This window comes from Streptomyces sp. NBC_00885 (genome assembly GCF_045207475.1).
Lineage (GTDB): Bacteria > Actinomycetota > Actinomycetes > Streptomycetales > Streptomycetaceae > Streptomyces.
Window position 1 is genome coordinate 5,661,913 of sequence record NZ_CP108796.1, and the last position, 26,740, is coordinate 5,688,652.

Sequence of the window (26,740 nt, forward strand, 5' to 3'; positions counted from 1 at the left end):
AAGGAGAACCGCTCATGCCTGCCCGCGACTTCTTCCACTCGATCACCCGGATCGGCCCGGTACAGATCGGCACCCACCGCGACCGTCACGGACGCACCAAGCACGCCGCCGTCTGCTCCCGCGACGACTGCGGCTGGTCCTCCGACTTCACCACCCGCTCCGCCGCCGAACTCGCCGCCCGCACCCACCGCTGCCGCGCCCACTGACCCCCAGGAAGGCCCTGCCGTGAACGTCGAACTTCCGCTGATCGTCCTGGTCGCCATCTTCGGCTACTTCGGGATCAAGCTCATGCGCCCGCCGACCTGGCTGATCATCGTGCTCCTCCTCGGCGGCTTCCTCCTCGCCGACACCTTCCTCGCCCCCGCCATCAAGTCCGGCACCAAGACCGGCGTCGAGGTCGTCAACGGCACCACCAAGTGACCCACCCAGAAGGGAGATCCACCATGCTCCGCCCGCGCATCCCGACCATGCCCACCCCGACCGCCATCGTCACCCCGATCGACCGCCCGGCCCCGATCGAGCAGCGGCACCACGCCACTGCGTGCGCCTGCCAGCACCCCGCCCCGGCACCCGCCCCTGCCCCGGCTCGCGCCGTGCCCGCGGTCCGGCTCAGCCCGGCCGGATTACTCGCCGTCGTCGGCGGTGGTGCCGCGGTCGTTCTCGTGGTCGGCGCGGTCCTGGTCTCGCTCCTGCTCGCCGTCGCCGTCACCGCCGCATCCGTCGCGGTCTGCGCCGTGGTCCTGCGCTCGATGCTCAACAACCCGCGCCATCGCTGACCAGCCCTCCGGGCGGCACCGAAACCGCCAAGTCTCCGCCGCCCGGACGGCCCTAGCCCCTACCCGATCAACGAAACCGGAAGGACTTCACATCATGCCCCAGCACAGCCATGCCCCGGTCCGGGTCTGCCCCGGCTGCGACGGCTTCGCCTCCGCCGCCGTCACCCTCGGCGGCCGCGACCGCAACGGCAACCGGCGCACCATCACCGCGCACTGCCGCACCTGCCACGGAACCGGCTCCGTCCCGCCCCTGCGCCAGCTCCTCGACGCCGCCGCTACCGCCGCCTTCGATCACCGCTGACCCGACGGGGCACCGACCGCGCACCTGCCGCCGGTGCCCCGTCCCCCTGCTCTCTCTGAAAGGAGGACCCTCACTTGACCGCGACCGCGCCGCCCGTGCGTGACCTCGCCTTCCTCGCCTCGCTCGGCACCATGCCCGGCCTCATGCGGCAGCTGCGGGGCCTGGGCGGCTGCACCACCCCAATCCGCCTCGACGGACAGCGCACCGAGCACACCCTGAACACCACGACCGGCGAGATCGGCCCCGTCGTCCACCACTTGAACTCCGCCGACCTGCCCGCCGGGAACCTCCTGGTCCGCTGCAACAACCGGCGCGCCACCCGCTGTGCCGCCTGCGCGGAGACCTACCGCCGCGACACCTACCAACTGATCACCGCAGGACTGCGCGGCGGAAAGGGCACCCCCGAGGCGGTCGCCACTCACCCGCGGGTGTTCGCCACCTTCACCGCCCCCAGCTTCGGCCCCGTCCACAACCGCCCCACCAAGGGCCGCTGCCGCTGCGGGATCCAGCACCCCACCGACGCACCCGAGTTGGGGACCCCGCTCAACCCCGAGACGTACGACTACGAAGCAGCCGTTCTGTGGAACGCGCACGCCTCCAAGATCTGGGCCCGGTTCTCCATCTACCTCCGCCGCGAAGTCGCCAAGCGCGCCGGACTCAGCCAACGGGAATTCCGCGATCACGCCCGCGTCTCCTTCGCCAAGGTCGCCGAATACCAGCGCCGCGGCGCGATCCACTTCCATGCCGTGATCCGCCTCGATGGCCCCGAAGGCGGCGACACTCCGCCCCCGGCCTGGGCAACGGCTGAACTCCTCGCCGACGCCATCCGCGCCGCCGCCGGTGCCGCCGAGGTTCCCGGACCGGTCCTCGACGGCCGCGCCCACACCTTCGCCTTCGGCGACCAGCTCGACATCCGCCCCATCCGCTCGGCCGACTTCGACGGCGCCACCGAACTGACCGAACGCGCTGTCGCCGCCTACATCGCCAAGTACGCCACCAAAGGAGCCGAGACCGCGACCGGCACCCTCGACCGCCCCATCAAGTTCCTCGCCGAACTCGGCCGCAAGTCCATCCCCGAGCACGCCCGCCGCCTGATCCGTACCGCCTGGACCCTCGGCGCCCGCAAGGACCTGGAAGACCTCCGGCTCCGCGCCTGGGCCCACATGCTCGGCTTCCGCGGCCACTTCTCCACCAAAACCCGCCGCTACTCCACCACCCTCGGCGCCCTGCGCACCGCCCGCGCCGAATGGCGACGCCTCCAAGCCCACATCGCGCACGGTGACGAAAACCCCGTGCCGGCCGAACCGGACAGTGACGATTCGACGCTCGTCCTCGCGCACTGGGCCTTCGCCGGAACCGGCCTCACCCGAGGCGAGGAATGGCTCGCCGCCTCCATCACCCCCGACGGCACGGAAGGAGATCACGCATGAATGAGCGGTACCTCAGCGTCGACCAGGTTGCCGAAGTGCTCGGTACCACGGTCCGGTTCCCTCGGCGGCTGATCGAGGAACGTCGCATCGAGTACGTCAAGGTCGGCCGCCATGTCCGCATTCCTGAGAGCGCCATACGCGAGTACATCGCCTCGCACACGATCCAGCCCCGTCAACCGCGCGCGGCGCTGAAGAGGGCGGCCTGATGGCAGGGAAGCGCCGCCACTTCGGCCGTGTCCGCAAGCTCCCGTCCGGCCGCTATCAGGCCCGCTACGTGGCTCCTGACGGGCAACTGAGGCCTGCGCCGCACACGTTCGCCACCAAGCGTGACGCGGACGACTGGCTCGCCGACAAGCAAACCGAGATCCGCCGCGGCGACTGGCACGACCCGGACGCCGGGAAGGTCGCCTTTGGCCCGTACGCCGCTGCCTGGATCAAGGAACGCGAACTGACCTCCACCACACGGCAGCTCTACGGCTCTCTGCTGCGGCACCACCTGGAGCCCGACTTCGCGACGGTCAACGTCGCGGAGATCTCGCCTCCTGCCGTCCGGCGCTGGCGTGCCGACAAGCTCGCGTCGGGGACCGGTCCGACCACGGTTTCCAAGGCGTATGCCCTGCTGCGGGCCATCCTCGGCACGGCTGTGGCAGATCAGATGATCAAGCGCAATCCGTGCCAGATCAAGGGCGCCAGCACGGTGCATACCCCGGAGCGGCCGACCGCCACCGTGCAGGAGGTCTACGACCTGGCCGGGTCGATCCAGCCCCGATACCGGGCGCTCGTGCTCGTGGCGGGCTTCCTCGGGCTGCGCTGGGGCGAGTTGGTCGGCCTGCACCGCCGGGACATCGACCTTGAACACCGGACCGTACGCATCCGGCGTGCCGTAGCTGAACTGTTCAACGGGCAGCAGGAGATCAAGGCACCCAAGAGTGCTGCGGGCAAGCGCACCGTGGCGATCCCCGCTGCGATCGTCCCGGACATCCGCGATCACCTGGCGCGCTACGCCGAACCGGGCGCCGACGGGCGGGTGTTCATCGGAGCCAAGGGCGCGACCCCGCGCCGGAACCACTTCAACCGGCTGTGGCGCAAGGCGTGCGAGGACGCCGGGATCAAGGGCCTGCACTTCCACGATCTTCGGCACACGGGCAACACCCTTGCCGCGTCCACAGGCGCGAGCACGCGGGAACTCATGTCAAGAATGGGTCACAGCACGGCCCGTGCCGCGCTGATCTATCAGCATGCGAGCGCTGCCCGTGACCGGTTGATTGCCGACGCTGTGAGCGGTCTGGTCAAGAAGGGCCGCAAGGGCGCGAAGACGCCAAAGAAGAAAGATCGAAAGCCCAAGGGGCACGCGGGGGACACGGGGAACTGAACTCAGCCCCGGGAAGCGATCAGGGCCAGGCGGAGGATTGAACCTCTGACCTGGCCCTGCGTCGTACAGAGCGGGCGACGGGAATCGAACCCGCGTAGCTAGTTTGGAAGACTAGTGCTCTACCATTGAGCTACGCCCGCACGCATCGCACCGCAGGTCACGAGGGCCGCGGTACGAAGAGCATCGTAGCGGGTCCGGGGCAGGTGCCGCACACCCCATTCCCCCCTGCGCCGCCTCCCGAACAATGCGGCAGCCGCATGGCCTGCGGGCATGTACCCTACGTGTCGCACCGACGGGGTGTGGCGCAGCTTGGTAGCGCGTCCGCTTTGGGAGCGGAAGGTCGTCGGTTCGAATCCGGCCACCCCGACCATCATCACGATCGCTCTTCAAGATCACATTGTGGGGCTCATCCTGCTTGCGGCTACTATGCAAGCTGCGTGCCCGTGTGTCCGACGAGTCCGGCGAAAACCGGCGAGTCTGATGGAGAGACCGGGCCGAATCCGCTGAGCCGCCTCCAGTGCGGCGGACGCAGCAGAACCCCAGAATCAGCCACCAAGGAGACCGAACCGTGAAGAGCGCCGTGGAGACCCTGAACCCGACTCGGGTTCGGCTCACTGTCGAGGTGCCCTTCGAGGAGCTCAAGGACAGCCTCGACGCGGCGTACAAGAAGATCAACCAGCAGGTCACGGTCAAGGGCTTCCGCAAGGGCAAGATCCCGGCCCGAGTGATCGACCAGCGGTTCGGCCGTGGTGCGGTGCTGGAGGAGGCCGTCAACGACGCCCTCCCGAAGTTCTACACCGAGGCCGTCAACGAGGCCTCGGTCAACCCGCTCGGCCAGCCCGAGGTCGACATCACCGAGCTGAAGGACGGCGAGCTGCTGGCCTTCACCGCCGAGGTCGACATCCGCCCGGCCATCGAGATCCCGGACTACTCCGGCATCGAGATCACCGTCGACGCCGTCGAGGTCAGCGACGAGGACGTCGAGAAGTCCGTGGAGCAGCTGCGCGAGCGCTTCGCCTCCACCAACCCGGTCGAGCGCGCCGCCGCCGAGGGCGACGTCGTGACGATCGACCTCGAGGCCAAGGTCGACGGCGAGGTCCTGGAGGACGGCGTCGCGGCCGGCGTGCAGTACACCATCGGCTCCGGCGAGCTCCTCGACGGCATCGACGAGGCCGTCACCGGCCTGGAGGCCGGCGGCGAGGCCACCTTCACCTCGCAGCTGAAGGGCGGCTCCGCCGAGGGCAAGGACGCGGAGGTCACCGTCAAGGTCACCGCCGTCGCCGCCCGCGAGCTCCCCGAGCTCGACGACGACTTCGCGCAGATGGCGAGCGAGTTCGACACCCTCGAGGAGCTGCAGGCGGACAGCCGCAAGCGCCTGGAGAACATGAAGCAGTACGACCAGGCCACCCAGGCCCAGGAGCGCGTCCTCGACGAGCTGCTGAAGCTGGCCGAGGTGCCGATCCCCGAGAAGCTTCTCGAGGACGAGGTCAAGACCCGCAAGCACAACCTCGAGCACCACCAGCTCGGCCAGATGGGCATCGACCTCGCCAAGTACCTGGAGATCCAGGGCAAGACCGAGGAAGAGTTCGACGCCGAGACGTCCGAGCAGGCGATCAAGGGCATCAAGACCCAGTTCATCCTCGACGAGCTGGTCAACAAGGAGAAGCTGAACGTCAACCAGGAGGAGCTCACCGAGCACCTCATGCGGCGTGCGGCCTCTTCCGGCATGAGCCCCGACCAGTTCGCCCAGGCGGTCGTCGAGGGCGGCCAGGTGCCGATGCTCGTGGGCGAGGTCGCCCGGGGCAAGGCGCTCGCCGTGGTCGTCGAGGCCGCCAAGGTCACCGACACCAACGGTGAGGTCGTCGACCTCGATGACGAGGACGAGACCGAGGTCGCCGCGGAGACGGTCGAGGCCGTCGTCGACGGTGACGAGGCCGAGGAGACCACGGAGAAGGCCGAGGCCTGAGCCTCGCTCTGAACCACTGATTCGGGCCCCGGACGCAACCGCGCCGGGGCCCGACTCGTACTGCCGCGCACCCCTGTCCACCTTGCGCTCCGAGCGAACAGTTGGGGAACCGGGATGGCGCCCGCCGACCAGCGCGTTAGGGTCCATGAATACGAGGGCAGGTCAGTCCCCGCCCCCAGTACGAAAGATGCTGAGACGGCCAGGGCCGTCAGAGACGAGCAGGTGGATACGTGACGAATCTGAAGCCTTACGCCGCGGGTGAGCCGTCCATCGGTGGCGGCCTCGGCGACCATGTCTACAACCGGCTGCTCGGCGAGCGCATCATCTTCCTCGGCCAGCAGGTCGACGACGAGATCGCCAACAAGATCACGGCGCAGATGCTGCTCCTGGCCGCCGAGCCGGACAAGGACATCTACCTCTACATCAACAGCCCCGGCGGCTCGGTGACGGCCGGCATGGCGATCTACGACACCATGCAGTACATCCCGAACGACGTGGTCACGATCGGTATGGGTATGGCGGCCTCGATGGGCCAGTTCCTGCTCACCGGCGGCACCGCGGGCAAGCGCTTCGCGCTCCCGAACACCGACATTCTGATGCACCAGGGATCGGCCGGCATCGGCGGCACCGCCTCGGACATCAAGATCCAGGCCGAGTATCTGCTTCGCACGAAGAAGCGCATGGCGGAGATCACCGCCCTCCACTCCGGCCAGACCGTCGAGACGATCATCCGCGACGGTGACCGCGACCGCTGGTACACCGCGGAAGAGGCCAAGGAGTACGGCCTCATCGACGAGATCATCTCCGCCGCATCGGGCGTTCCGGGCGGCGGCGGCACCGGCGCCTGAGCCGCCCTGCCCCCAGCCCCCGCCCGTAGAACGCCACCAGGATGGTGAACACCCACATGAGTAACTTCCCCGCGAGCGGCCTCTACACCGGCCCGCAGGTGGACAACCGCTACGTCGTCCCGCGCTTCGTCGAGCGCACCTCCCAGGGTGTGCGCGAGTACGACCCGTACGCGAAGCTCTTCGAGGAGCGTGTCATCTTCCTCGGCGTGCAGATCGACGACGCCTCCGCCAACGACGTCATGGCGCAGCTGCTGTGCCTGGAGTCGATGGACCCGGACCGCGACATCTCCATCTACATCAACAGCCCCGGCGGCTCGTTCACGGCCCTCACGGCCATCTACGACACGATGCAGTTCGTGAAGCCGGACATCCAGACGGTCTGCATGGGCCAGGCGGCCTCCGCCGCGGCCGTGCTGCTCGCCGCCGGTACGCCCGGCAAGCGGATGGCCCTGCCGAACGCGCGCATCCTGATCCACCAGCCGTCCTCGCAGACCGGCCGTGAGCAGCTCTCCGACCTGGAGATCGCGGCCAACGAAATCCTGCGGATGCGTACGCAGCTGGAAGAGATGCTGGCCAAGCACTCCACCACGCCGATCGAGAAGATCCGTGACGACATCGAGCGCGACAAGATCCTGACCGCCGAGGACGCGCTTGCGTACGGCCTCGTCGACCAGATCGTCTCGACCCGTAAGAGCACGGCCGCAGCGGCCGCCTGACCGGTCCGGTCCCCTTGGTGCGGAGCACAAGCATGTGAACCGCGCCAAGGGGGGCCCGAACGGGGGGCCCGGCAAGGTACCGTCGGATATGAGGCACCAGGAGTCGGCTGAACCAAGCTGCTCCCAGGCGAAGGGGAAGCACCTCGTGGCACGCATCGGTGATGGCGGCGACCTGCTCAAGTGCTCGTTCTGCGGAAAGAGCCAGAAGCAGGTGAAGAAGCTCATCGCAGGCCCGGGTGTGTACATCTGCGACGAGTGCATCGACCTCTGCAACGAGATCATTGAGGAGGAGCTCGCCGAGACCTCCGAGGTGCGGTGGGAGGAACTGCCCAAGCCGCGCGAGATCTACGAGTTCCTCGAGGGGTACGTCGTCGGGCAGGAGCCCGCGAAGAAGGCCCTCTCGGTAGCGGTCTACAACCACTACAAGCGCGTCCAGGCCGGCGAGAACGGCGGGGGCACGGGCCGGGACGACGCGATCGAACTGGCCAAGTCGAACATCCTCCTGCTGGGCCCCACCGGGTCCGGCAAGACTCTGCTCGCCCAGACCCTGGCCCGGATGCTCAACGTCCCGTTCGCCATCGCCGACGCGACGGCGCTGACGGAGGCCGGGTATGTCGGCGAGGACGTCGAGAACATCCTGCTGAAGCTGATCCAGGCGGCCGACTACGACGTCAAGAAGGCCGAGACCGGGATCATCTACATCGACGAGATCGACAAGGTCGCCCGAAAGAGTGAAAACCCGTCGATCACCCGTGACGTGTCGGGCGAAGGCGTCCAGCAGGCCCTGCTGAAGATCCTCGAAGGCACGACGGCCTCGGTCCCGCCCCAGGGCGGACGGAAGCACCCGCACCAGGAGTTCATCCAGATCGATACGACGAACGTGCTGTTCATCGTGGGCGGTGCCTTCGCGGGCCTGGAGAAGATCATCGAGTCGCGGGCGGGCGCGAAGGGCATCGGCTTCGGCGCGACGATCCGCTCGAAGCGCGAGATCGAGGCGAGCGACCAGTTCCAGGAGGTCATGCCGGAGGACCTGGTGAAGTTCGGGATGATCCCGGAGTTCATCGGCCGCCTCCCGGTCATCACCTCGGTCCACAACCTGGACCGCGAGGCCCTGCTGAAGATCCTGGTCGAGCCGCGCAACGCACTGGTGAAGCAGTACCAGCGCCTGTTCGAACTGGACGGCGTGGAGCTGGACTTCGACCTCCCGGCCCTGGAGGCGATCGCCGACCAGGCGATCCTGCGCGGCACGGGCGCGCGTGGCCTGCGGGCCATCATGGAAGAGGTCCTGATGTCGGTCATGTACGAGGTCCCCTCCCGCAAGGACGTCGCACGGGTGGTCATCACGGCGGACGTGGTGCACAACAACGTGAACCCGACGCTGGTGCCGAGGGAGCCGCGGATCGTGAAGAACGACGGACGGCACGAGAAGTCCGCGTAGTTCTTTTTGCGCGTACGGCAAAGGGGCGCCCGGCCAGCTGAACTGGCCGGGCGCCCCTTTGTGTTGGATCAGACCTTCTGGCGGCCCGTCTTGTACAGCTCGGCGGCGAGCTTCGCGACCTCGTCCTGCGGCGTCCCCGTCGGCTTGGACAGGTCCACGATGTTCACGACACCGTAGGTGCTGTAGTCGGCCCAGATGCAGGTCGGAACGACAATCTCCTTGGGCATCCCGGGCGAGGAGTCCTTGCTCGTGCTCGAGAGCTTCAGGTTCTGGCACTTCATCAGAGCGCCTTCGAAGCCGTCGGGCTTGAACTCCTCCGGGCTGCCGACGAGTTCGATCTTGAACGTCCCGCTCTTGTCGCTGTTCTTCGTGGCGTCCTTGAACGAAGCGTCGAGCACCTTCGCGGGGTCGGCGATCTCGCCCCACACACCATGGAGGCTCAGCGTCTTGCCAGCAAGTGGATTGGTCTTGTCAGCACCCGCCTGGTACTGCGTCACCACCTGCTTCGGGTTCTTGACGCTGAGGGCCTCAGCCTTCTTCTTCTCCTCGTCGGACATGGGCGTCGACTGGTCGCCGCGCTGGCTCTTCTTGAAGTCGCTGACCGTCGCCGGGGGCACGATCTTGTAGCCCTTCGTGTCCGCCGAGACGTCCCCGTTCCCGCTGCTCCCGCCCAGCAGGAAGTACGCGCCGCCGCCGATCACCGCGAGTGCCACGACCGAGGCCGCCACGATCAGGCCCGTCTTCTTCTTCGGGGGAGCCGGCGGGGGCGGGACCTGGCCGCCGCCGTAGGGCTGGCCGTACTGGGGCTGCTGGCCGTACGGGCCGGGCTGCTGGGGCTGGCCCCACTGGCCCGGCTGCTGAGGCTGCTGCGGCGGGACGCCGGGAGGGGTCTGCTGGGGGTAGCCGTAGCCGGGCTGCGGGGCCTGCGGCTGCTGGCCGTAGGGACCCGGCTGACCGTACGGTCCGGGCTGCTGAGGCTGTCCGCCGTACGGGCCCGGCTGGTTGTAGCTCATTACTGGGTTCCCCTCCAGATACTTATGTGGTTCGAACATCCTGGCCCAAGCCCCAACTCCTTGGGGCGGCAGGGGTCACACCGTTACGGAAGATTCCCGTTTCAGTACGGCCCTGTGACACCCGTAAACTGAGCCCGTGACCGAGAACACTCAGCAGCAGCCAGCCAGCAACCCCGAACTGCCGACCCAGTACGCGCCGGCCGAAGTAGAGGGGAAGCTGTACGAGCGCTGGGTAGAGCGCGGTTACTTCGAGGCGGACGCGAAGAGCGAGAAGCCCGCGTACACCATCGTCATCCCGCCGCCCAACGTCACCGGCTCCCTGCACCTGGGCCACGCCTTCGAGCACACGCTGATCGACGCCCTCACCCGCCGCAAGCGGATGCAGGGCTACGAGACGCTGTGGCAGCCCGGCATGGACCACGCCGGTATCGCCACCCAGAACGTCGTCGAGCGCGAGCTCGCCAAGGAGGGCAAGTCCCGCCACGACCTCGGCCGTGAGGCTTTCGTCGAGCGGGTCTGGCAGTGGAAGGCGGAGTCCGGCGGGCAGATCTCCGGCCAGATGCGCCGCCTCGGCGACGGTGTCGACTGGAGCCGCGAGCGCTTCACCATGGACGAGGGCCTCTCCCAGGCCGTCCAGACGATCTTCAAGAGGCTCTACGACGACGAGCTGATCTACCGCGCCGAGCGCATCATCAACTGGTGCCCGCGCTGCCTGACCGCCATCTCCGACATCGAGGTGGAGTACCAGGACGACGAGGGTGAGCTCGTCTCGATCCGTTACGGCGAAGGCGACGCGTCGATCGTCGTCGCGACGACTCGGGCCGAGACGATGCTCGGTGACACCGCCGTCGCCGTTCACCCCGACGACGAGCGCTACGCCCACCTCGTCGGCACGGAGATCGAACTGCCGCTCACCGGCCGCCGGATCCCGGTCGTCGCCGACGAGCATGTCGATCCCGAGTTCGGCACGGGCGCCGTCAAGGTCACCCCGGCCCATGACCCGAACGACTTCGAGATCGGCCAGCGCCACGGCCTGCCGAATCTCGCGATCATGGACGAGCACGCGGTCATCACCGTGCACGGCCCGTTCCAGGGTCTTGACCGGCTGGAGGCCCGTTCCGCGATCGTCGGCGCGCTGCGCGCCGAGGGCCGGATCGTCGCCGAGAAGCGTCCGTACACCCACTCCGTCGGCCACTGCTCGCGCTGCAAGACGACGATCGAGCCGCGTCTTTCCATGCAGTGGTGGGTCAAGGTCGGCCCGCTCGCCAAGGCCGCCGGTGACGCGGTCCGCGACGGCAAGGTCAAGATCCACCCGCAGGAGATGGAGAAGCGGTACTTCGACTGGGTCGACAACCTCCACGACTGGTGCATCTCGCGCCAGCTGTGGTGGGGCCACCGCATCCCGGTCTGGTACGGACCGAACGGCGAGATCGTCTGCGTCGGACCGGACGAGCAGCCGCCGGCGGGCGAGGGCTGGACCCAGGACACCGATGTCCTGGACACCTGGTTCTCCTCCGGCCTGTGGCCCTTCTCCACCCTCGGCTGGCCCGAACAGACCGAGAGCCTGGCGAAGTTCTATCCGAACTCCGTCCTGGTCACCGGGTACGACATCCTCTTCTTCTGGGTCGCCCGGATGATGATGTTCGGCCTGTACGCGATGGACGGCACCCCGCCGTTCCACACCATCGCCCTGCACGGCATGGTCCGCGACCAGTTCGGCAAGAAGATGTCGAAGTCCTTCGGCAATGCCGTCAACCCGCTGGACTGGATGGACACTTACGGTTCCGACGCCGTCAGGTTCACGCTGGCCAACGGTGCCAACCCGGGTGTGGACGTCCCGATCGGCGAGGACTGGGTCAAGGCGTCGCGCAACTTCGCCAACAAGATCTGGAACGCGACCCGCTTCGCGCTGATGAACGGCGCGACGGTCGAGGGCGAACTGCCGCCCGCCGAACAGCAGTCGGCGGCCGACCGTTGGATCCTCTCCCGGCTCAACGCGGTGGTCGCCGAGGTCGACGCGTACTACGACGACTACCAGTTCGCGAAGCTTGCCGACGCCCTCTACCACTTCGCGTGGGACGAGGTCTTCGACTGGTATGTCGAGCTGTCGAAGACGACGTACTTCGCGGGCGGCGAGCAGGCGCGCGTCTCCGGTCGCGTCCTGGGCGAGGTCCTCGACGTCACGCTGCGACTCCTGCACCCCATCGTCCCGTTCGTCACCGAGACGCTGTGGACCACGCTCACCGGCAAGGAGTCGCTCGTCATCGCCGACTGGCCGAGTGACAGCGGTTTCCGCGACAAGGCCGCCGAGCGGGAGATCGAACTGGTTCAGCGCGTCGTCACCGAGGTCCGCCGGTTCCGGTCCGACCAGGGGCTGCAGCCCGGGCAGAAGGTTCCGGCCCGGCTCAGCCTGGACGGCACGGCGCTGGCGCCGCACGAGGCCGCCATCCGGCAGCTGCTCCGGCTGCAGCCGGAGGGTGAGGGCTTCAGCGCCACGGCGACCCTCCCGGTCGCGGGGGCCACGGTCGCACTCGACCTGTCCGGCACGATCGACGTCGGCGCCGAGCGCAAGCGGCTCGCGAAGGACCTGGCCGCGGCCGAGAAGGAGAAGGCCCAGGCGCTGGGCAAGCTCGGCAACGAGGCGTTCCTCGCCAAGGCCCCGGACAACGTGGTCGACAAGATCCGTACGCGCCTCGCCAAGGCCGAGGAGGACATCGCGCGGATCACCGCCCAGCTGGACCGGCTGCCGCAGGCGTAGTCACGACGTACGAGAGGCCCCGGGGGAGCACCCCGGGGCCTCTCGCGCGTTCACGCCCCGATGCCCCGCTACTGCTCGCGGGGTACGCAGACCACCCGAAAGGGGCGGGGCGAACGTCCTGTCACTGCTCCTCCGTAGACTGGCCCCGTGAGCAACCAGCCCGACCCCTTCGACGAGATCGTCGACGCCGAGACAGACCGTGACCCCGACCTGGCGGTGATCGAGGCCGGCAGCCGTACCCTGCGCGCGCAGGCCGGATCGCTCCAGGGTGACCCCGTGCCCGCCCGGCCCGCAGACCCGGAGGTGGACAAGGCGCTGCGCGCGGTCGAGGCGGACCTGGCGACGCGCTGGGGCGAGACGAAGCTGGAGCCGTCGGTCGCCCGTATTTCTGCCCTGATGGACGTGCTGGGCGAGCCCCAGCGTGCGTACCCTTCGATCCACATCACGGGGACGAACGGCAAGACGTCCACGGCCCGCATGATCGAGTCGCTGCTCGGCGCCTTCGATCTGCGCACCGGCCGGTACACCTCGCCGCACGTCCAGTCGGTGACCGAGCGGATCAGCCTGGACGGCGCCGCGATCGACGCCGAGCGCTTCATCGAGACGTACAACGACATCAAGCCGTACATCGAGATGGTGGACTCCCAGCAGGAGTTCCGGCTGTCCTTCTTCGAGGTGCTGACCGGCATGGCGTACGCGGCCTTCGCCGACGCGCCCGTGGATGTGGCCGTCGTCGAGGTCGGCATGGGCGGCAGCTGGGACGCGACGAACGTCATCGACGGATCCGTCGCCGTCATCACCCCCATCGATCTGGACCACACCGACCGCCTCGGCGAGACGCCCGCCGAGATCGCCGTCGAGAAGGCCGGTGTCATCAAGCAGGGCGCCACCGTCATCCTGGCGCAGCAGCCGGTGGACGCCGCGCAGGTGATGCTGAAGAAGGCCGTCGAGGTCGACGCCACGGTCGCGCGCGAGGGCATGGAGTTCGGCGTGGTCGCCCGCGAAGTCGCGGTCGGCGGCCAGCTGGTGACGCTGCGCGGACTCGGCGGGGAGTACGAAGAGATCTTCCTCCCGCTCTACGGGGCTCATCAGGCGCACAACGCCGCGGTGGCGCTCGCCGCCGTCGAGGCCTTCTTCGGCATCGGCTCCGAGCAGGCCCGCACGCTCGACATGGACACCATCCGCAAGGCGTTCGCCTCGGTGGCTTCTCCGGGCCGCCTGGAGGTTGTGCGCCGCAGTCCGACGGTCGTGCTGGATGCCGCGCACAATCCGGCGGGCGCCCGCGCGGCCGCCGACGGGATCACCGAGTCGTTCGGCTTCTCCCGCCTCATCGGCGTGGTGGGCGCGAGCGGCGACAAGGACGTCCGGGGCTTCCTGGAGGCCTTCGAGCCGATCTTCGCCGAGGTGGTGATCACCCAGAACTCGAGCCATCGGTCGATGGACGCCGACGAACTGGCGGCGGTCGCCGTCGAGGTCTTCGGCGACGAGCGGGTGGTGGTCGAGCCGCGTCTCGACGACGCGCTGGAGGCGGCGATCACGCTCGCCGAGGAGGAGTCCGAGTTCGCGGGCGCGGGCGTCCTGGTGACCGGTTCCGTGATCACGGTCGGCGAGGCCCGGCTGTTGCTGGGGAAGGGCTGACATCCGGTGCGTACGCTCTGTGCTTCCACCCTGATCGGCGAATTCTTTGTGATCGGCTTCGCCGGTCTCGTCGCCATGAAGTCCGACGAACTTTCCATGACCACTGTCTGGACCGTGTGCGGCATCGGGATGCTGCTCTCGGTCCTGCTCTGCGGAATGATCGGCCGCCCCGGCGGAGTGCAGCTCGGCTGGGCACTGCAGATCGCGCTGATCGCCAGCGGCTTCGTGGTGCCGACGATGTACTTCCTCGGGGCGATCTTCGCCGGCCTGTGGTGGGCCTCGGTCCACTACGGCCGCAAGATCGACGAGACGAAGGCGAGATGGGCCGCTCAAGCCCCCTCAGAGCCTGACGCTGCGTAATCGGCGTACTGTCCGGCCCTGTAGCCTCTGAACTCCCGAATCCGCATATGCAAGGAGCCCGCACCGTGAGCCAGCGCACGCTCGTCCTGCTCAAGCCCGACGCCGTACGCCGCGGCCTGATCGGCGAGATCATCGGCCGTATCGAGGCCAAGGACGGCTGGACCATCAGCGCGCTGGAGCTGCGCACCCTGGACCGGGAGATCCTGGAGCTGCACTACGCCGAGCATGTCGGCCGGCCGTTCTACGAGCCGCTCGTCGAGTTCATGCAGTCCGGCCCGGTCGTCGTGCTCGTCGTCGAGGGCGAGCGGGTCATCGAGGGCCTGCGCGCCCTCGCGGGGCCGACCGACCCGATCGCCGCCGCGCCCGGCTCGATCCGTGGGGACTTCGGCACTATCGTGCGGGAGAACCTCATCCACGCCTCGGACTCCGAGGAGTCCGCCATTCGAGAACTCAAGATTTTCTTCCCCGGGCTTTCCTGATTGGCAGTCAGCCATACAGAGCTCTCCACCTGGGGCGACCGAAGGAATTTCGGTCGCCCTTCGGTGTACATAGGCGCTTTGCGGGAACGCATCGCTCCGACACCTCGTCACCACATATAGAGGTGGACTCACCGCGCGGTGTCCGTGCAGGCGGCACTACGATGAAACCTCCACGCCACAGCACCCACCTCGCCATCCTAAAAAGCCATCAACGCTCGATTTGGGAAGGCCAGACGCATCCTCATGGGGAACAACATGTCGTTCATCGGCCGTGACATGGCTGTCGACCTCGGGACCGCCAACACGCTGGTGTACGTCAGGGGCCGGGGGATCGTCCTCAACGAGCCGTCCGTCGTCGCCATCAACACCAACACGGGCGGCATTCTCGCGGTCGGCGCCGAGGCGAAGAAGATGATCGGCCGGACACCGGGCAACATCGTTGCCGTCCGGCCGCTGAAGGACGGCGTCATCGCCGACTTCGAGATCACCGAACGGATGCTCCGCTACTTCATCCTGAAGATCCACAAGCGCCGGTACCTCGCCCGGCCGCGCGTCGTCGTCTGTGTGCCCTCCGGCATCACCGGCGTCGAGCGCCGCGCGGTCATCGAGGCGTCGACGCAGGCGGGCGCCCGGCAGGTGCACATCATCGAGGAGCCGATGGCCGCGGCCATCGGCTCCGGACTCCCGGTCCATGAAGCCACCGGCAACATGGTCGTCGACATCGGTGGCGGGACCACCGAAGTCGCCGTCATCTCACTCGGCGGAATCGTCACGGCACAGTCCATCCGTGTCGCCGGCGACGAGCTGGACAACGCGATCATCCAGCACATCAAGAAGGAGTACTCGCTCCTGCTCGGCGAACGGACCGCCGAGAACATCAAGATCACCATCGGTTCCGCCTACGACATGGACAAGGACGAGCACACCGAGATCCGCGGGCGTGACCTCGTCTCCGGTCTGCCGAAGACCGTCGTCATCTCGGCCGCGGAAGTCCGCAAGGCGATCGAGGAACCCGTCAACGCGATCGTCGACGCCGTCAAGACCACCCTCGACAAGTGCCCGCCGGAGCTCTCCGGCGATGTCATGGACCGCGGCATCGTCCTCACCGGCGGTGGCGCCCTGCTGCGCGGCCTGGACGAGCGGCTGCGCCGCGAGACCGGAATGCCCATCCATATCGCCGAGGATCCGCTGGACTCCGTTGCCCTGGGATCCGGTAAGTGCGTCGAGGAGTTCGAGGCACTCCAGCAGGTGCTGGACGCCCAGCCCCGCCGCTAGCGGCAATCGACGGATCCTCCCCCTGCGCCCCGGCGGGCGTGGGGGGACCCCCATACGGGTGCGCTGCCAACCCGTGCGGCGGGTCGTTGATATACAGACATCACCATTCCTACGAGGAAGGCACGGCCGCCGCACTGTGAGGGACACACGAGAGAGCCGGCTGCTCCTGGTGCTGCTGATCGCCATCGCGTTCGCTTTGATCACGGTGGATATCCGCGGGGGCGAGGAGTCACCGGTCGACGGCGCCCGGCAGGCCGCCGCCACGGTCTTCGGACCGGTCGAGAACGGCGTCGCGGCAGCGGTCGACCCGATCGGCAACGCGATCGGAGCGGTGCGGGACTCCGGTCAGCGCCACGACCGCATCACCCAACTGGAGCACGAGAACGCCGCGCTGAAGCAGAGACTCGGCAGCGACGACCGCAACCGCAGCCGGGTGCGCGAGCTCGACAAGATGCTCAAGAAGGCCGGCGCGGGACAGTACGGCATCAAGGGCGCCGAAGTCATCGCCATAGGAGCGGCCCAGGGCTTCTCCTGGACGGTGACCATCGACGTCGGCTCCAGTGACGGCATCCAGCGGGACATGACCGTCCTGAACGGCGACGGACTCGTCGGACGCGTCACCACGGTCGGCCCGAACACCGCGACCGTACTGCTCGCCAACGACCCGGACTTCACGGTCGGGACGCGCATGGAGAAGACCGACGAACTGGGCTTCGCCACCGGCCAGGGCGACCGTCCGCTCTCCGTACAGCTGCTCAACGGCAAGGCCAAGGTCAAGAAGGGCGACCGCCTGGTCACCTTCGGCTCGCAGGCCGACAAGCCGTTCGTGCCGGGTGTCCCGGTCGGGGAGGTCGTCCGTGTCGACCCCTCCGGCGGCGACCTCACCCGCACCATCTACGTCCGGCCGTTCGTCGGCTTCACCAAGCTCGACATCGTCGGCGTCGTCGTCCAGGCACCCCGGTCCGATCCGCGCGACGCGGTCCTGCCGCCCAAGCCGGCGGCCCCGAAGCCCACACCGACGGTCACGGTGACGGTCACCCCGTCACCCGGCGGCGATGTGAACGCGACCGGCCAGAACGACGAGCAGTAGGAGCTGATCCGTCATGCGTTTCAACCGGATGCTGCTCTCCACGACACTCGTCGTGGTCGCCCTCGTCATCCAGGTCTCCGTCCTCGCCCGCCTCCAGCTCCCCGGCGCCGTCCCCGACCTGCTGCTGCTCGTCGTCCTCGGACTCGCCTTCGTCTACGGGCACATGGCCGGGGCCTTCATCGGCTTCGGCGCGGGCCTGCTCGCCGACCTCGCCCCGCCCGCCGACCACGCCGCCGGACGCTACGCACTCGTGCTCTGCGTCATCGGCTACCTCGCGGGCCTGGTGCGCCCCGACAACGGCCAGATCAAGTCGGCCACCGGACCGATGGTCGTGGTCGTCGGGGCCGCCATCGGCTCGACGCTGCTGTACGCGGGGGTCGGCGCCCTCGTCGGCGACACCGCGGCCCGCCATGTGGGCCTGGGCAGCCTGCTGTTCACGGCCGTCGTCTACGACCTGCTGCTCGCGCCCTTCACCGTGCCGCTGATCATGGCCCTCGCCAGACGCGCCGAGAACGATCCGCTCTCCGAGAGCCCGAGCGGCGGCGGCGGCGACGTCGCCTCCCGCTGGCTCTCCTCCGGTACCGGTCTGCGGATCGGCACCCAGCGCCGCGGCGGACTGCGGGTGAAGGCGGCCAGGACGCGGGCGGCACGAGCCGGCCGCATCAAGGGAGTCAAGCGACTGTGATCGAGGGGGCAGCAGCGTGAGCAACATTCCGGAGACCGGGCGGACCCCCCGGGTCCAGATCCGGCTCGTGATCATCCAGGTCCTTGTCTTCTCCCTCCTCCTTACCCTCGGCGGACGCCTCTGGTATCTCCAGATCCGCAACGGCGAGGAGTACACCGACGAGGCGAAGAACAATCACGTACAGCAGGTCGTCCAGCCCGCCGTCCGCGGCGCGATCCTCGACGCCCGCGGCATCCCGCTCGCCGACAACGAGACCCGCCTCGTGGTCTCCGCGTCCCGCACCGAGCTGATGAAGATGAAGGACGACGGCAAGGGCGTCCTCACCCGTCTCGCGGCCGTCCTCGGCATGAAGCCGAAGGACGTCATGGACAAGGTCAGGCTCTGCGACGCCAAGACCCCCCAGCCCTGCTGGAACGGCTCCCCCTACCAGCCGATCCCGGTCACCGACGAGGCCACCACCCAGCAGGCACTGCAGATCCGTGAGCGCGCCGAGGACTTCCCCGGCATCACCGCCGAGCCCACCGCCGTACGCCGCTACACCGCGCCCGGCAAGACCAACACCGCGCAGGTGCTCGGCTATCTCTCGCCGGTCACCGACGAGGAGCTCACCAAGGCCAAGGACACCGACTCGCCGTTCCTGCGCTCCGACCAGGTCGGCCGCTCGGGCATCGAGCGCACCTACGACAAGGAGCTGCGCGGCAAGGCCGGAGTCACCCGCTACGAGGTCGACAACCTCGGCCGCGTCATCGGCCAGGCCGCCAAGGACGAGGCCCAGCCCGGCGCCAACCTCGTCACCTCGATCGACGCGCGCGTCCAGGCCGTCGCGGAGTTCGAGCTCAACAAGGCGATGAAGACCGCCCGCGGGGAGTTCGACAAGAACACCGACGAGAACTACAAGGCCGACGCCGGTGCCGTCGTGGTGATGGAGAACAAGACCGGCCGGATCGTCTCGATGGCCTCCCAGCCCACCTACGACCCCAACTCCTGGGTCGGCGGCATCTCCGCCAAGGACTACGCCAAGCTCACCGGCAAGAACTCCAACTACCCGCTGCTGAACCGCGCGATCCAGGGGCAGGCCGCCCCCGGCTCGATCTTCAAGGTGATCTCCTCGACAGCCGCGGTCAACGCCGGCTACCCGTTCGACGGCGCCTACCCCTGCCCCTCCTCGTACTCCGTCGGCGGCCAGGTCTTCAAGAACTTCGAGTCCAAGGGCTACGGCAGCATCAGCCTCGGCAGGGCGCTGGAGGTCTCCTGCGACACCGTCTTCTACGGCCTCGCCCACCGCGAGTGGCAGAAGGACGGCGGCACCAAGCCCAAGAAGCACACCGACGACTGGTTCTACAAGACCGCCCACCAGTTCGGCCTCGGCAAGGAGACCGGCATCGACCTCCCCAACGAGGTCAGCGGCCGTGTCCCCGACCGCCAGTGGAAGCAGCGCTTCTGGGAGGCCAACAAGGACGGCTGGTGCAAGCAGGGCAAGAAGAACGGCTCCTACGTCGAGAAGATCGCCTACGAGAACTGCCTCGAAGGAAACCGGATGCGGGCGGGTGACTCCGTCAACTACTCCATCGGACAGGGCGACACACTGGTCACCCCGATCCAGATGGCCACGATCTACGCCGCCATCGCCAACGGCGGCACCCTCTTCAACCCCACCATCGGCAAGGCCGTCATCAGCCCGGACGGCAAGTCCGTCAAGGAGATCAAGCCGACGTCCCACGGCAAGCTGCCGATGGACGCCGACACCCGCGAACAGATAGACAAAGCCCTCGCGGGAGTCACGACCCGCGGATCGGCCGCCTGGCGATTCGGCGGCTGGCCGCAGGACAAGATCCCGATGCACGCCAAGACGGGTACGGCGGAGGTCTACGGCAAGCAGACGACCTCCTGGTTCGTGTCGTACACCCCGGACTACACGATCATCATGACGATCGCCCAGGGTGGTACGGGCTCCGGCGCCTCAGGTCCTGCCGTGCGCAAGATCTACGAGGCGATGTACGGACTCGACGAGAAGGGCGGCCAGGACCTGAAGAGGGCCCTGCTGCCCGCACCGCAGAAGGCGCTCCCCAAGATCCAGCCCGACGGCTCCATCGACGCTCCGGAGATCAAGCCGTACGTGCCGAAGGAAGAGGAACCGGACCAGACCGAGCAGCTCGCGGGCCCGCCCGCGCGGAGGGACTGAGCCATGGCCGGTACGAACGGCTTCTCCGTCCCCGGATACGGGCCCCGGCGCGGCGGCCTGTGGTCCCAGCTGAGCGCCCGTGACTCCATGGTGCGCAGGCTCGACTGGCCGCTGCTCTTCGCGGCGATCGCGCTCTCCTTCGTCGGCTCGCTGCTGGTGTGGTCGGCGACGCGCGGGCGTACCGAGCTCAACCAGGGCGACCCGTACTACTTCCTGTTCCGGCACGCCCTCAACACCGGTATCGGCTTCGCGCTGATGATCGGCACCATCTGGCTCGGGCACCGCACCCTGCGCGGCGCCGTCCCGGTGCTGTACGGGCTGTCCGTGGTGCTCGTCCTGCTGGTCCTCACGCCGCTCGGCGCCACCATCAACGGCGCGCACGCGTGGATCGTGATCGGCGGCGGATTCTCACTCCAGCCCTCGGAGTTCGTGAAGATCACGATCATCCTAGGGATGGCGATGATGCTGGCCGCGCGCGTGGACGCGGGCGACCAGGTGCATCCGGATCACCGGACGGTCGCCAAGTCGCTGGGCCTCGCGGTCCTTCCGATGGCGATCGTCATGCTGATGCCGGACCTCGGCTCGGTCATGGTGATGGCGGTGATCGTGCTCGGGGTGCTGCTTGCCTCGGGCGCGTCCAACCGCTGGATCCTCGGGCTGATCGGCGCCGGCGTCATCGGCGCGGTGCTGGTCACGGCTCTCGGACTGCTCGACGAGTACCAGATCAACCGCTTCGCCGCGTTCGCCAACCCCGAGCTGGACCCGGCCGGTGTCGGCTACAACACCAACCAGGCCAGGATCGCGATCGGATCGGGCGGGCTGACCGGCACGGGCCTGTTCAAGGGCTCGCAGACCACCGGCCAGTTCGTGCCCGAACAGCAGACGGACTTCGTCTTCACCGTCGCGGGCGAGGAACTCGGCTTCCTGGGGGCCGGTCTGATCCTGCTGCTGCTCGGCATCGTGCTGTGGCGCGCCTGCCGGATCGCGCGCGAGACCACCGAGCTGTACGGCACCGTCGTCGCCGCCGGGATCATCGCCTGGTTCGCGTTCCAGTCGTTCGAGAACGTCGGCATGACGCTCGGCATCATGCCGGTGGCCGGTCTGCCGCTGCCGTTCGTGTCGTACGGAGGTACGTCGATGTTCGCGGTCTGGATCGCGATCGGGCTGCTGCAGTCGATCCGCGTTCAGCGGCCGATAACGGCTTAGGTGAACATTTGGGGCTGCCGCCAAGTCGTTTTGGCAACTAGATTCGGCACATGGCGGATACGAAGCGTGAGATCGAGCGGAAGTACGAAGCCTCTCCCGATACCCGGCTGCCGGATCCCGGCCGGGTTCCCGGGGTTTCGTCGGTCGTCGACAAGGGCGTCGTCGAACTCGACGCCGTCTACTACGACACCGCTGACCTGCGGCTCGCCGCCGCCTCGATCACCCTGCGGCACAGAACGGGCGGGAGCGACGCAGGCTGGCACCTCAAGCTCCCCGTCGCACCAGGCGTACGGGACGAGATCGCCGCGCCGCTGTCCGACACCGTCCCGCACAACCTGGCGGGCCTGGCCCGGGCCCGCACCCGGGACGCCGAACTCGTGCCCGTCGTACGGCTGCGGTCCAGCCGGGACATCCGCCACCTGCTCGATGCCGAGGGCGCGCTCCTCGCCGAGCTGAGCCGGGACGCTGTCCGTGCGGAACGCCTCACCAAGGGCGGCGGCACGGCCGCCTGGGACGAGATCGAGGTCGAACTCGCCGACGGCGGTGATCCGTCCTTTCTGGACGCCGTCGAAAAAAAGCTCCGCAAGGCCGGACTGAAGCCCGCCGCTTCGCCGTCGAAGCTGGCAAGGGCCCTGGCGGAGACCACCCCCCGGGGCAAGCGCGCCCCGAGGCAGCCGGCCCCGCCCGCCGGGCCGGGCCCGGAGACCGCCGGCGGCCAGGTCCTCGCCTATCTGCGGGAACAGGCCGAGGCACTGCTCGCCTACGACCCTGCCGTACGCCGCGATCTGCCCGACGCCGTCCACCAGATGCGCGTCGCCACCCGGCGGATGCGCAGCGCGTTCAAGACGTTCGGCAAGGTCGTCGACCGGACCGTCACCGACCCGATCGGCGAGGAGCTCAAGTGGCTCGCGGCCGAGCTCGGTGTCGCCCGGGACCAGGAGGTGCTCACCGAGCGGCTGAAGTCGAGGATCGACGCCATGCCCAGGACCCGGCTGCTCGGCCCCGTGCGCGGGCGGCTGCGCCTGTGGAGCGTCGCCCACGGCTCGGGCGCCCGGCGCAAGGCCGTCGCCGTGCTCGACAGCAAGCGCTACCTCGCGCTGCTGGAGTCACTGGACACCCTGCTCGGCGACCCGCCGCTGCTCAAGGCGGCGGGCGGCGCGGCCGCCAGGGTGATCCCCGCGGCCGTGATCAAGGACTACGACCGGCTGGCCGGGCGGATCGACCACGCCCTGGAGCTCCCGCCCGGCGAGGCCAGGGACATGGCCATGCACGACGCCCGCAAGGCCGCCAAGCGCGCCAGGTACGCGGGCGAGGCGGCCACGACCGCGCTCGGCAAGCCGGCGAAGAAGTTCACCAAGCGGATGAAGGCCGTACAGACGGTCCTCGGGGATCACCAGGACAGCGTCGTCGCCCGCGAAGCCCTGCGGAATCTCGCGATCCAGGCGCATGCGGCGGGGGAGTCCGCCTTCACCTGGGGCCTGCTGTACGGGCAGGAGGAGGCGGCCGCGGCGCAGCGCGAGGCGGAGCTGCCGGGGGTGTGGGCGCAGGCGTCGGCCCCGGAACTTCGGGCGGATCTGAGCGGATGAGCATCAAGGTAGGCTTGATGGTCACCCCAGCCCGCCTCTATGAGAGACACCACGATGCCTGTCGAGTCGGTCTTCCCACGCCTGGAAGCCCTCCTGCCGCACGTGCAGAAGCCCATTCAGTACGTCGGCGGTGAGCTCAACTCCACCGTCAAGGACTGGGACGCCTGCGATGTCCGCTGGGCGCTCATGTACCCCGACGCGTACGAGGTCGGACTGCCCAACCAGGGCGTCATGATCCTCTACGAGGTACTGAACGAACGCGAGGGCGTGCTGGCCGAGCGTACGTACAGCGTCTGGCCGGACCTCGAAGAGCTGATGCGGGAGCACAAGGTCCCGCAGTTCACCGTGGACTCCCACCGTCCGGTGAAGGCCTTCGACGTCTTCGGGCTGAGCTTCTCCACCGAGCTCGGGTACACCAACATGCTCACGGCCCTCGACCTCGCGGGCATCCCGCTCGCGGCCAGGGACCGGACGGTCGACGACCCCATCGTGCTCGCGGGCGGCCACGCGGCCTTCAACCCCGAGCCGATCGCGGAGTTCATCGACTGCGCGGTCATCGGCGACGGCGAGCAGGCCGTCCTCGACATGACCGGGATCATCCGCGCCTGGAAGGCCGAGGGCCGCCCGGGCGGGCGCGAGGAGGTCCTCTTCCGCCTCGCCAGGACGGGCAACGTCTACGTTCCGGGCTTCTACGACGTCGAGTACCTGCCCGACGGCCGTATCGGCCGCGTCGTCCCCAACAAGTCGGGGGTGCCGTGGCGGGTGTCCAAGCACACCGTCATGGACCTCGACGAGTGGCCCTACCCCAAGCAGCCCCTCGTGCCGCTCGCCGAGACCGTCCACGAGCGGATGTCGGTGGAGATCTTCCGCGGCTGCACGCGCGGCTGCCGCTTCTGCCAGGCCGGCATGATCACGCGCCCCGTGCGGGAGCGAAGCATCACCGGCATCGGCGACATGGTCGAGAAGGGCCTCAAGGCGACCGGCTTCGAAGAGGTCGGACTGCTGTCGCTGTCCTCCGCGGACCACAGCGAGATCGGCGACATCGCGAAGGGTCTGGCCGACCGGTACGAGGAAGACAAGATCGGCCTCTCGCTGCCGTCCACCCGGGTCGACGCCTTCAACGTCGACCTGGCCAACGAGCTGACCCGCAACGGCCGTCGCTCGGGTCTGACCTTCGCCCCCGAGGGCGGCTCCGAGCGCCTGCGCAAGGTCATCAACAAGATGGTCTCCGAAGAGGACCTGATCCGTACCGTCTCGACGGCGTACGGCAACGGCTGGCGCCAGGTGAAGCTGTACTTCATGTGCGGCCTGCCCACCGAGACCGACGAGGACGTCCTCCAGATCGGCGACATGGCGGTCAAGGTCATCGCCGAGGGCCGAAAGGTCTCCGGCCAGAACGACATTCGCTGCACGGTCTCCATCGGCGGCTTCGTGCCCAAGCCGCACACCCCCTTCCAGTGGGCCCCGCAGCTGAGCGCCGAAGAGACGGACGCCCGTCTGGAGAAGCTGCGCGACAAGATCCGCGGCGACAAGAAGTACGGCCGCTCCATCGGCTTCCGCTACCACGACGGCAAGCCCGGCATCGTCGAGGGCCTGCTCTCACGCGGCGACCGGCGGGTGGGTGCGGTCATCCGCGCCGTCTACGAGGACGGCGGGCGCTTCGACGGCTGGCGTGAGCACTTCTCGTACGACCGCTGGATGGCGTGTGCCGCCAAGGCGCTGCCCGAGTTCGGTGTGGACGTCGACTGGTACACCACCCGCGAGCGCACCTACGAGGAGGTCCTGCCCTGGGACCACCTGGACTCCGGTCTCGACAAGGACTGGCTCTGGGAGGACTGGCAGGACGCGCTCGACGAGACCGAGGTCGAGGACTGCCGCTGGACGCCGTGCTTCGACTGTGGCGTCTGCCCGCAGATGGACACGTTCACACAAATCGGCCCGACCGGACAGAAGCTGCTGCCTCTGACGGTCAAGAACGCAGGTCCGACGCCCGCCGCGAGTGGTCACACCCACTGACGTGACCGAGGCACTCGATCGGGTGGTTGAGGCGCTGGCGGGGGTGAGCGAGGAGGAGGTGGCTGCGGCGCTGGCTGCGGTCGTCGCTTCGCCCCCTCGCCCGTCGGCGCCGCTGGCGTCCTCTCGGACGTCGCTGCCGGGTCCTGGCAGTGCCCTGCACATCGTCTCCGAGGTGGAGTGGATCTGAGGGCTCGTTCCAGGCTTATGCGAAGCTGTGTGGCCTTTGAGCTCCTTACCTCTGGGAGGGTCTCTCGGCGTGGTGGCGTTTGAGCCCGTCAATCTGGTGCTGTGAGGCCTTCGACGGAGCCGACCCTCAACTTTCTCTAAGAGGCAGGCACAGTGCATGAGGTCAGCACCGTCGTGGCTGAGGCGGTCGGCCGCACGACGACGGCGCACGTGCGGAACGCGGTAGGTCAGGCCGGGGCGTCGGCGTCCTGCACGGAGGCTGCGAACGCCTCGGGGCCCTGCTCCGCCGCCGCCGGGTCCATCCACATGACCTGCCAGCCGTGGCCGTCGAGGTCGAAGAAGCTGCGTGAGTACATGAAGCCGTAGTCCTCGGCGCCATCCGCCTCGGAGCCGCCCGCCGCGAGCGCAGCGGCGCTGACCGTATCGACCTCATCGCGGGATGACACGCTGAAGCAGTACAGCGCCAGCGTGTGCGTGGTGGGGTCGGCCATCGGCAGTTTCGCGAACTCCGCGAACTTCTCGCGGCTGAGCAGCATGACGAAGGCGTGCTCGCCGACCAGCATGCAGGCGGCGGTCTCGTCGGTGAACTTCGGGTTGAAGCTGAACCCGAGCTCAGCGAAGAACGCCTTGCTGCGCTCGAGGTCCGCTACGGGGATGTTCACGAACAGCATGCGGCCGGGGTGTGCGGGATTGGTCATGGTGGGTCTCCAGTCGGTGGCTCGATGGCGTACGTCCTAGTAGACCGGCGCAGCCGGCGGAACTCATCGGTGGATCTCGGCTAGGTCGCAGTCGCAGCGTTGACAAAGTCCACAGCCACAGCTCAGAGACCCGGCCCTTCACTTCTTCGGCTCCTGGTGGAGGTGGCCCGCCCGTCGACACAAGTGACGTGCCTATGCGTGTTCTTGCCCGGCCGGGACCGTGCCCGTTTCCGGCGGGACGCAGCGGGCGGTGCGATGCGGCCTGTGTCGTGTCCGTGCAGGTACTTCCGCCTCCTGCCTATCACCCTCACCAAGGATTTCGGGCCGCTCCTCTCCTCGTCCGCGCAACCGACACCGGGCAGTACCCGCTCGCCGTCTGAAGGCTTTGACCAGGGTCTGGGCGTGAGTGTTGGTGACCAGCTGCCCGCAGATGGATACGCTCACACAAATCGGCCCGACCGGTAAGAAGCTGCTGCCGCTGATGTGAAGAAGCCGGCGGCCAGTGGGCACAGCCACTGAGGTGAGCGAGGCGCTGGCACGCATTGAAGAGGTCCTGTCGGGGATGAGTGGGGACGATGTGACCGCCGCTCTTGCTGCTGTCGGTGAACCGAGTCGGCAACGGCCTCTAGCGCCTGCCACACGGCGAACGCCCCTGCCGGGCCTTGAGGGCTCCTCACAAATCCACTCAGGGGTTGAGTGGGTCTGACCCTCGGGTGTTCTC

At 68.3% G+C, this 26,740-nt stretch carries 25 protein-coding genes and 2 tRNA genes; 24 read left to right on the top strand and 3 right to left on the bottom strand.

Features of this window, described 5'->3' with window-relative positions; genetic code table 11:
• The first annotated feature begins 14 nt into the window (after nt 1-14).
• From OHA61_RS25825 to OHA61_RS25855, 7 genes are all read left to right on the top strand, one after another.
• Nucleotides 15-206 (top strand): mobile element transfer protein, encoded by a 192-nt coding sequence (locus tag OHA61_RS25825; protein ID WP_406305035.1) that lies wholly within the window; start codon nt 15-17, stop codon nt 204-206.
• A gap of 19 nt (nt 207-225) precedes the next feature.
• Nucleotides 226-420, top strand: a complete 195-nt coding sequence (locus OHA61_RS25830; RefSeq protein ID WP_406305036.1) for a hypothetical protein — start codon at nt 226-228, stop codon at nt 418-420.
• 23 nt (nt 421-443) lie between these two features.
• Nucleotides 444-776, top strand: a complete 333-nt coding sequence (locus tag OHA61_RS25835; protein ID WP_406305037.1) for a SpdD-like protein — start codon at nt 444-446, stop codon at nt 774-776.
• A 94-nt stretch (nt 777-870) separates the two neighbouring features.
• The gene (locus OHA61_RS25840) at nt 871-1,077 is read left to right on the top strand and encodes a hypothetical protein (protein WP_406305038.1); all 207 of its coding nucleotides are present in this window, start codon (nt 871-873) and stop codon (nt 1,075-1,077) included.
• A gap of 131 nt (nt 1,078-1,208) precedes the next feature.
• Entirely contained in the window at nt 1,209-2,507 is a 1,299-nt protein-coding gene (locus OHA61_RS25845) for a replication initiator (RefSeq protein ID WP_406307458.1), read from the top strand.
• A complete protein-coding gene (locus OHA61_RS25850; protein WP_406305039.1) occupies nt 2,504-2,713 on the top strand; it encodes an excisionase family DNA-binding protein in 210 nt (69 codons plus the stop codon). The genes OHA61_RS25845 and OHA61_RS25850 overlap by 4 nt, the downstream gene beginning before the upstream one ends.
• Nucleotides 2,713-3,879, top strand: a complete 1,167-nt coding sequence (locus OHA61_RS25855) for a tyrosine-type recombinase/integrase (RefSeq protein ID WP_406305040.1) — start codon at nt 2,713-2,715, stop codon at nt 3,877-3,879. Before OHA61_RS25850 ends, OHA61_RS25855 begins: the two co-directional genes overlap by 1 nt.
• Before the next feature lie 69 nt (nt 3,880-3,948).
• On the opposite strand, the gene OHA61_RS25860 is transcribed toward OHA61_RS25855, so the two are convergent.
• Nucleotides 3,949-4,019 (bottom strand) — tRNA-Gly (locus tag OHA61_RS25860).
• A gap of 153 nt (nt 4,020-4,172) precedes the next feature.
• On the opposite strand from OHA61_RS25860, the gene OHA61_RS25865 reads away from it, so the two are divergent.
• The 5 genes from OHA61_RS25865 (at nt 4,173) to clpX (ending at nt 8,847) form a co-directional block, all read left to right on the top strand.
• Nucleotides 4,173-4,249: transfer RNA gene (locus tag OHA61_RS25865), tRNA-Pro, on the top strand.
• 198 nt (nt 4,250-4,447) lie between these two features.
• Nucleotides 4,448-5,845, top strand: a complete 1,398-nt coding sequence (gene tig, locus OHA61_RS25870) for a trigger factor (protein ID WP_406305041.1) — start codon at nt 4,448-4,450, stop codon at nt 5,843-5,845.
• Nucleotides 5,846-6,075: 230 nt separating this feature from the next.
• Nucleotides 6,076-6,693: an ATP-dependent Clp protease proteolytic subunit gene (locus tag OHA61_RS25875; RefSeq protein WP_406305042.1), complete on the top strand. Its 618-nt coding sequence runs from the start codon at nt 6,076-6,078 to the stop codon at nt 6,691-6,693.
• Between the two features lie 41 nt (nt 6,694-6,734).
• The gene (locus OHA61_RS25880; protein WP_324989455.1) at nt 6,735-7,409 is read left to right on the top strand and encodes an ATP-dependent Clp protease proteolytic subunit; all 675 of its coding nucleotides are present in this window, start codon (nt 6,735-6,737) and stop codon (nt 7,407-7,409) included.
• 145 nt (nt 7,410-7,554) lie between these two features.
• The gene (gene clpX, locus OHA61_RS25885) at nt 7,555-8,847 is read left to right on the top strand and encodes an ATP-dependent Clp protease ATP-binding subunit ClpX (protein WP_328677831.1); all 1,293 of its coding nucleotides are present in this window, start codon (nt 7,555-7,557) and stop codon (nt 8,845-8,847) included.
• A gap of 68 nt (nt 8,848-8,915) precedes the next feature.
• Here clpX and OHA61_RS25890 read toward each other — a convergent pair whose 3' ends face one another.
• On the bottom strand, nt 8,916-9,860 hold the full coding sequence (locus OHA61_RS25890; protein WP_406305044.1) for a hypothetical protein: 945 nt from the start codon (nt 9,858-9,860) through the stop codon (nt 8,916-8,918).
• Nucleotides 9,861-9,996: 136 nt separating this feature from the next.
• Between OHA61_RS25890 and OHA61_RS25895 the strand changes: the two genes are divergently transcribed.
• From OHA61_RS25895 to OHA61_RS25950, 12 genes are all read left to right on the top strand, one after another.
• Nucleotides 9,997-12,618, top strand: coding sequence for a valine--tRNA ligase (locus OHA61_RS25895; RefSeq protein ID WP_361907289.1), 2,622 nt, complete (start codon nt 9,997-9,999; stop codon nt 12,616-12,618).
• Between the two features lie 147 nt (nt 12,619-12,765).
• The gene (locus OHA61_RS25900; RefSeq protein ID WP_406305045.1) at nt 12,766-14,256 is read left to right on the top strand and encodes a bifunctional folylpolyglutamate synthase/dihydrofolate synthase; all 1,491 of its coding nucleotides are present in this window, start codon (nt 12,766-12,768) and stop codon (nt 14,254-14,256) included.
• Between the two features lie 6 nt (nt 14,257-14,262).
• Nucleotides 14,263-14,616, top strand: coding sequence for a DUF4233 domain-containing protein (locus OHA61_RS25905; RefSeq protein ID WP_324974084.1), 354 nt, complete (start codon nt 14,263-14,265; stop codon nt 14,614-14,616).
• A 65-nt stretch (nt 14,617-14,681) separates the two neighbouring features.
• Nucleotides 14,682-15,095 carry a nucleoside-diphosphate kinase gene (gene ndk / locus OHA61_RS25910; RefSeq protein WP_266476387.1) on the top strand — a complete coding sequence of 138 codons (414 nt, stop codon included), beginning with the start codon at nt 14,682-14,684 and terminating at the stop codon, nt 15,093-15,095.
• A gap of 255 nt (nt 15,096-15,350) precedes the next feature.
• A complete protein-coding gene (locus OHA61_RS25915; protein ID WP_142218247.1) occupies nt 15,351-16,370 on the top strand; it encodes a rod shape-determining protein in 1,020 nt (339 codons plus the stop codon).
• Between the two features lie 136 nt (nt 16,371-16,506).
• Nucleotides 16,507-17,460, top strand: coding sequence for a rod shape-determining protein MreC (mreC, locus tag OHA61_RS25920; protein WP_266476390.1), 954 nt, complete (start codon nt 16,507-16,509; stop codon nt 17,458-17,460).
• Between the two features lie 13 nt (nt 17,461-17,473).
• Nucleotides 17,474-18,145, top strand: a complete 672-nt coding sequence (gene mreD, locus OHA61_RS25925; RefSeq protein WP_406305046.1) for a rod shape-determining protein MreD — start codon at nt 17,474-17,476, stop codon at nt 18,143-18,145.
• A 16-nt stretch (nt 18,146-18,161) separates the two neighbouring features.
• Entirely contained in the window at nt 18,162-20,327 is a 2,166-nt protein-coding gene (gene mrdA / locus OHA61_RS25930) for a penicillin-binding protein 2 (protein WP_406305047.1), read from the top strand.
• Between the two features lie 3 nt (nt 20,328-20,330).
• Nucleotides 20,331-21,533, top strand: coding sequence for a rod shape-determining protein RodA (gene rodA / locus OHA61_RS25935; RefSeq protein WP_406305048.1), 1,203 nt, complete (start codon nt 20,331-20,333; stop codon nt 21,531-21,533).
• Nucleotides 21,534-21,583: 50 nt separating this feature from the next.
• The gene (locus OHA61_RS25940) at nt 21,584-23,119 is read left to right on the top strand and encodes a CHAD domain-containing protein (protein WP_406305050.1); all 1,536 of its coding nucleotides are present in this window, start codon (nt 21,584-21,586) and stop codon (nt 23,117-23,119) included.
• A gap of 54 nt (nt 23,120-23,173) precedes the next feature.
• A complete protein-coding gene (locus OHA61_RS25945) occupies nt 23,174-25,135 on the top strand; it encodes a TIGR03960 family B12-binding radical SAM protein (RefSeq protein WP_406307459.1) in 1,962 nt (653 codons plus the stop codon).
• A gap of 1 nt (nt 25,136) precedes the next feature.
• The gene (locus OHA61_RS25950; RefSeq protein WP_406305052.1) at nt 25,137-25,322 is read left to right on the top strand and encodes a hypothetical protein; all 186 of its coding nucleotides are present in this window, start codon (nt 25,137-25,139) and stop codon (nt 25,320-25,322) included.
• A 226-nt stretch (nt 25,323-25,548) separates the two neighbouring features.
• Here OHA61_RS25950 and OHA61_RS25955 read toward each other — a convergent pair whose 3' ends face one another.
• On the bottom strand, nt 25,549-26,019 hold the full coding sequence (locus tag OHA61_RS25955; protein ID WP_406305054.1) for a VOC family protein: 471 nt from the start codon (nt 26,017-26,019) through the stop codon (nt 25,549-25,551).
• Between the last annotated feature and the right edge of the window lie 721 nt (nt 26,020-26,740).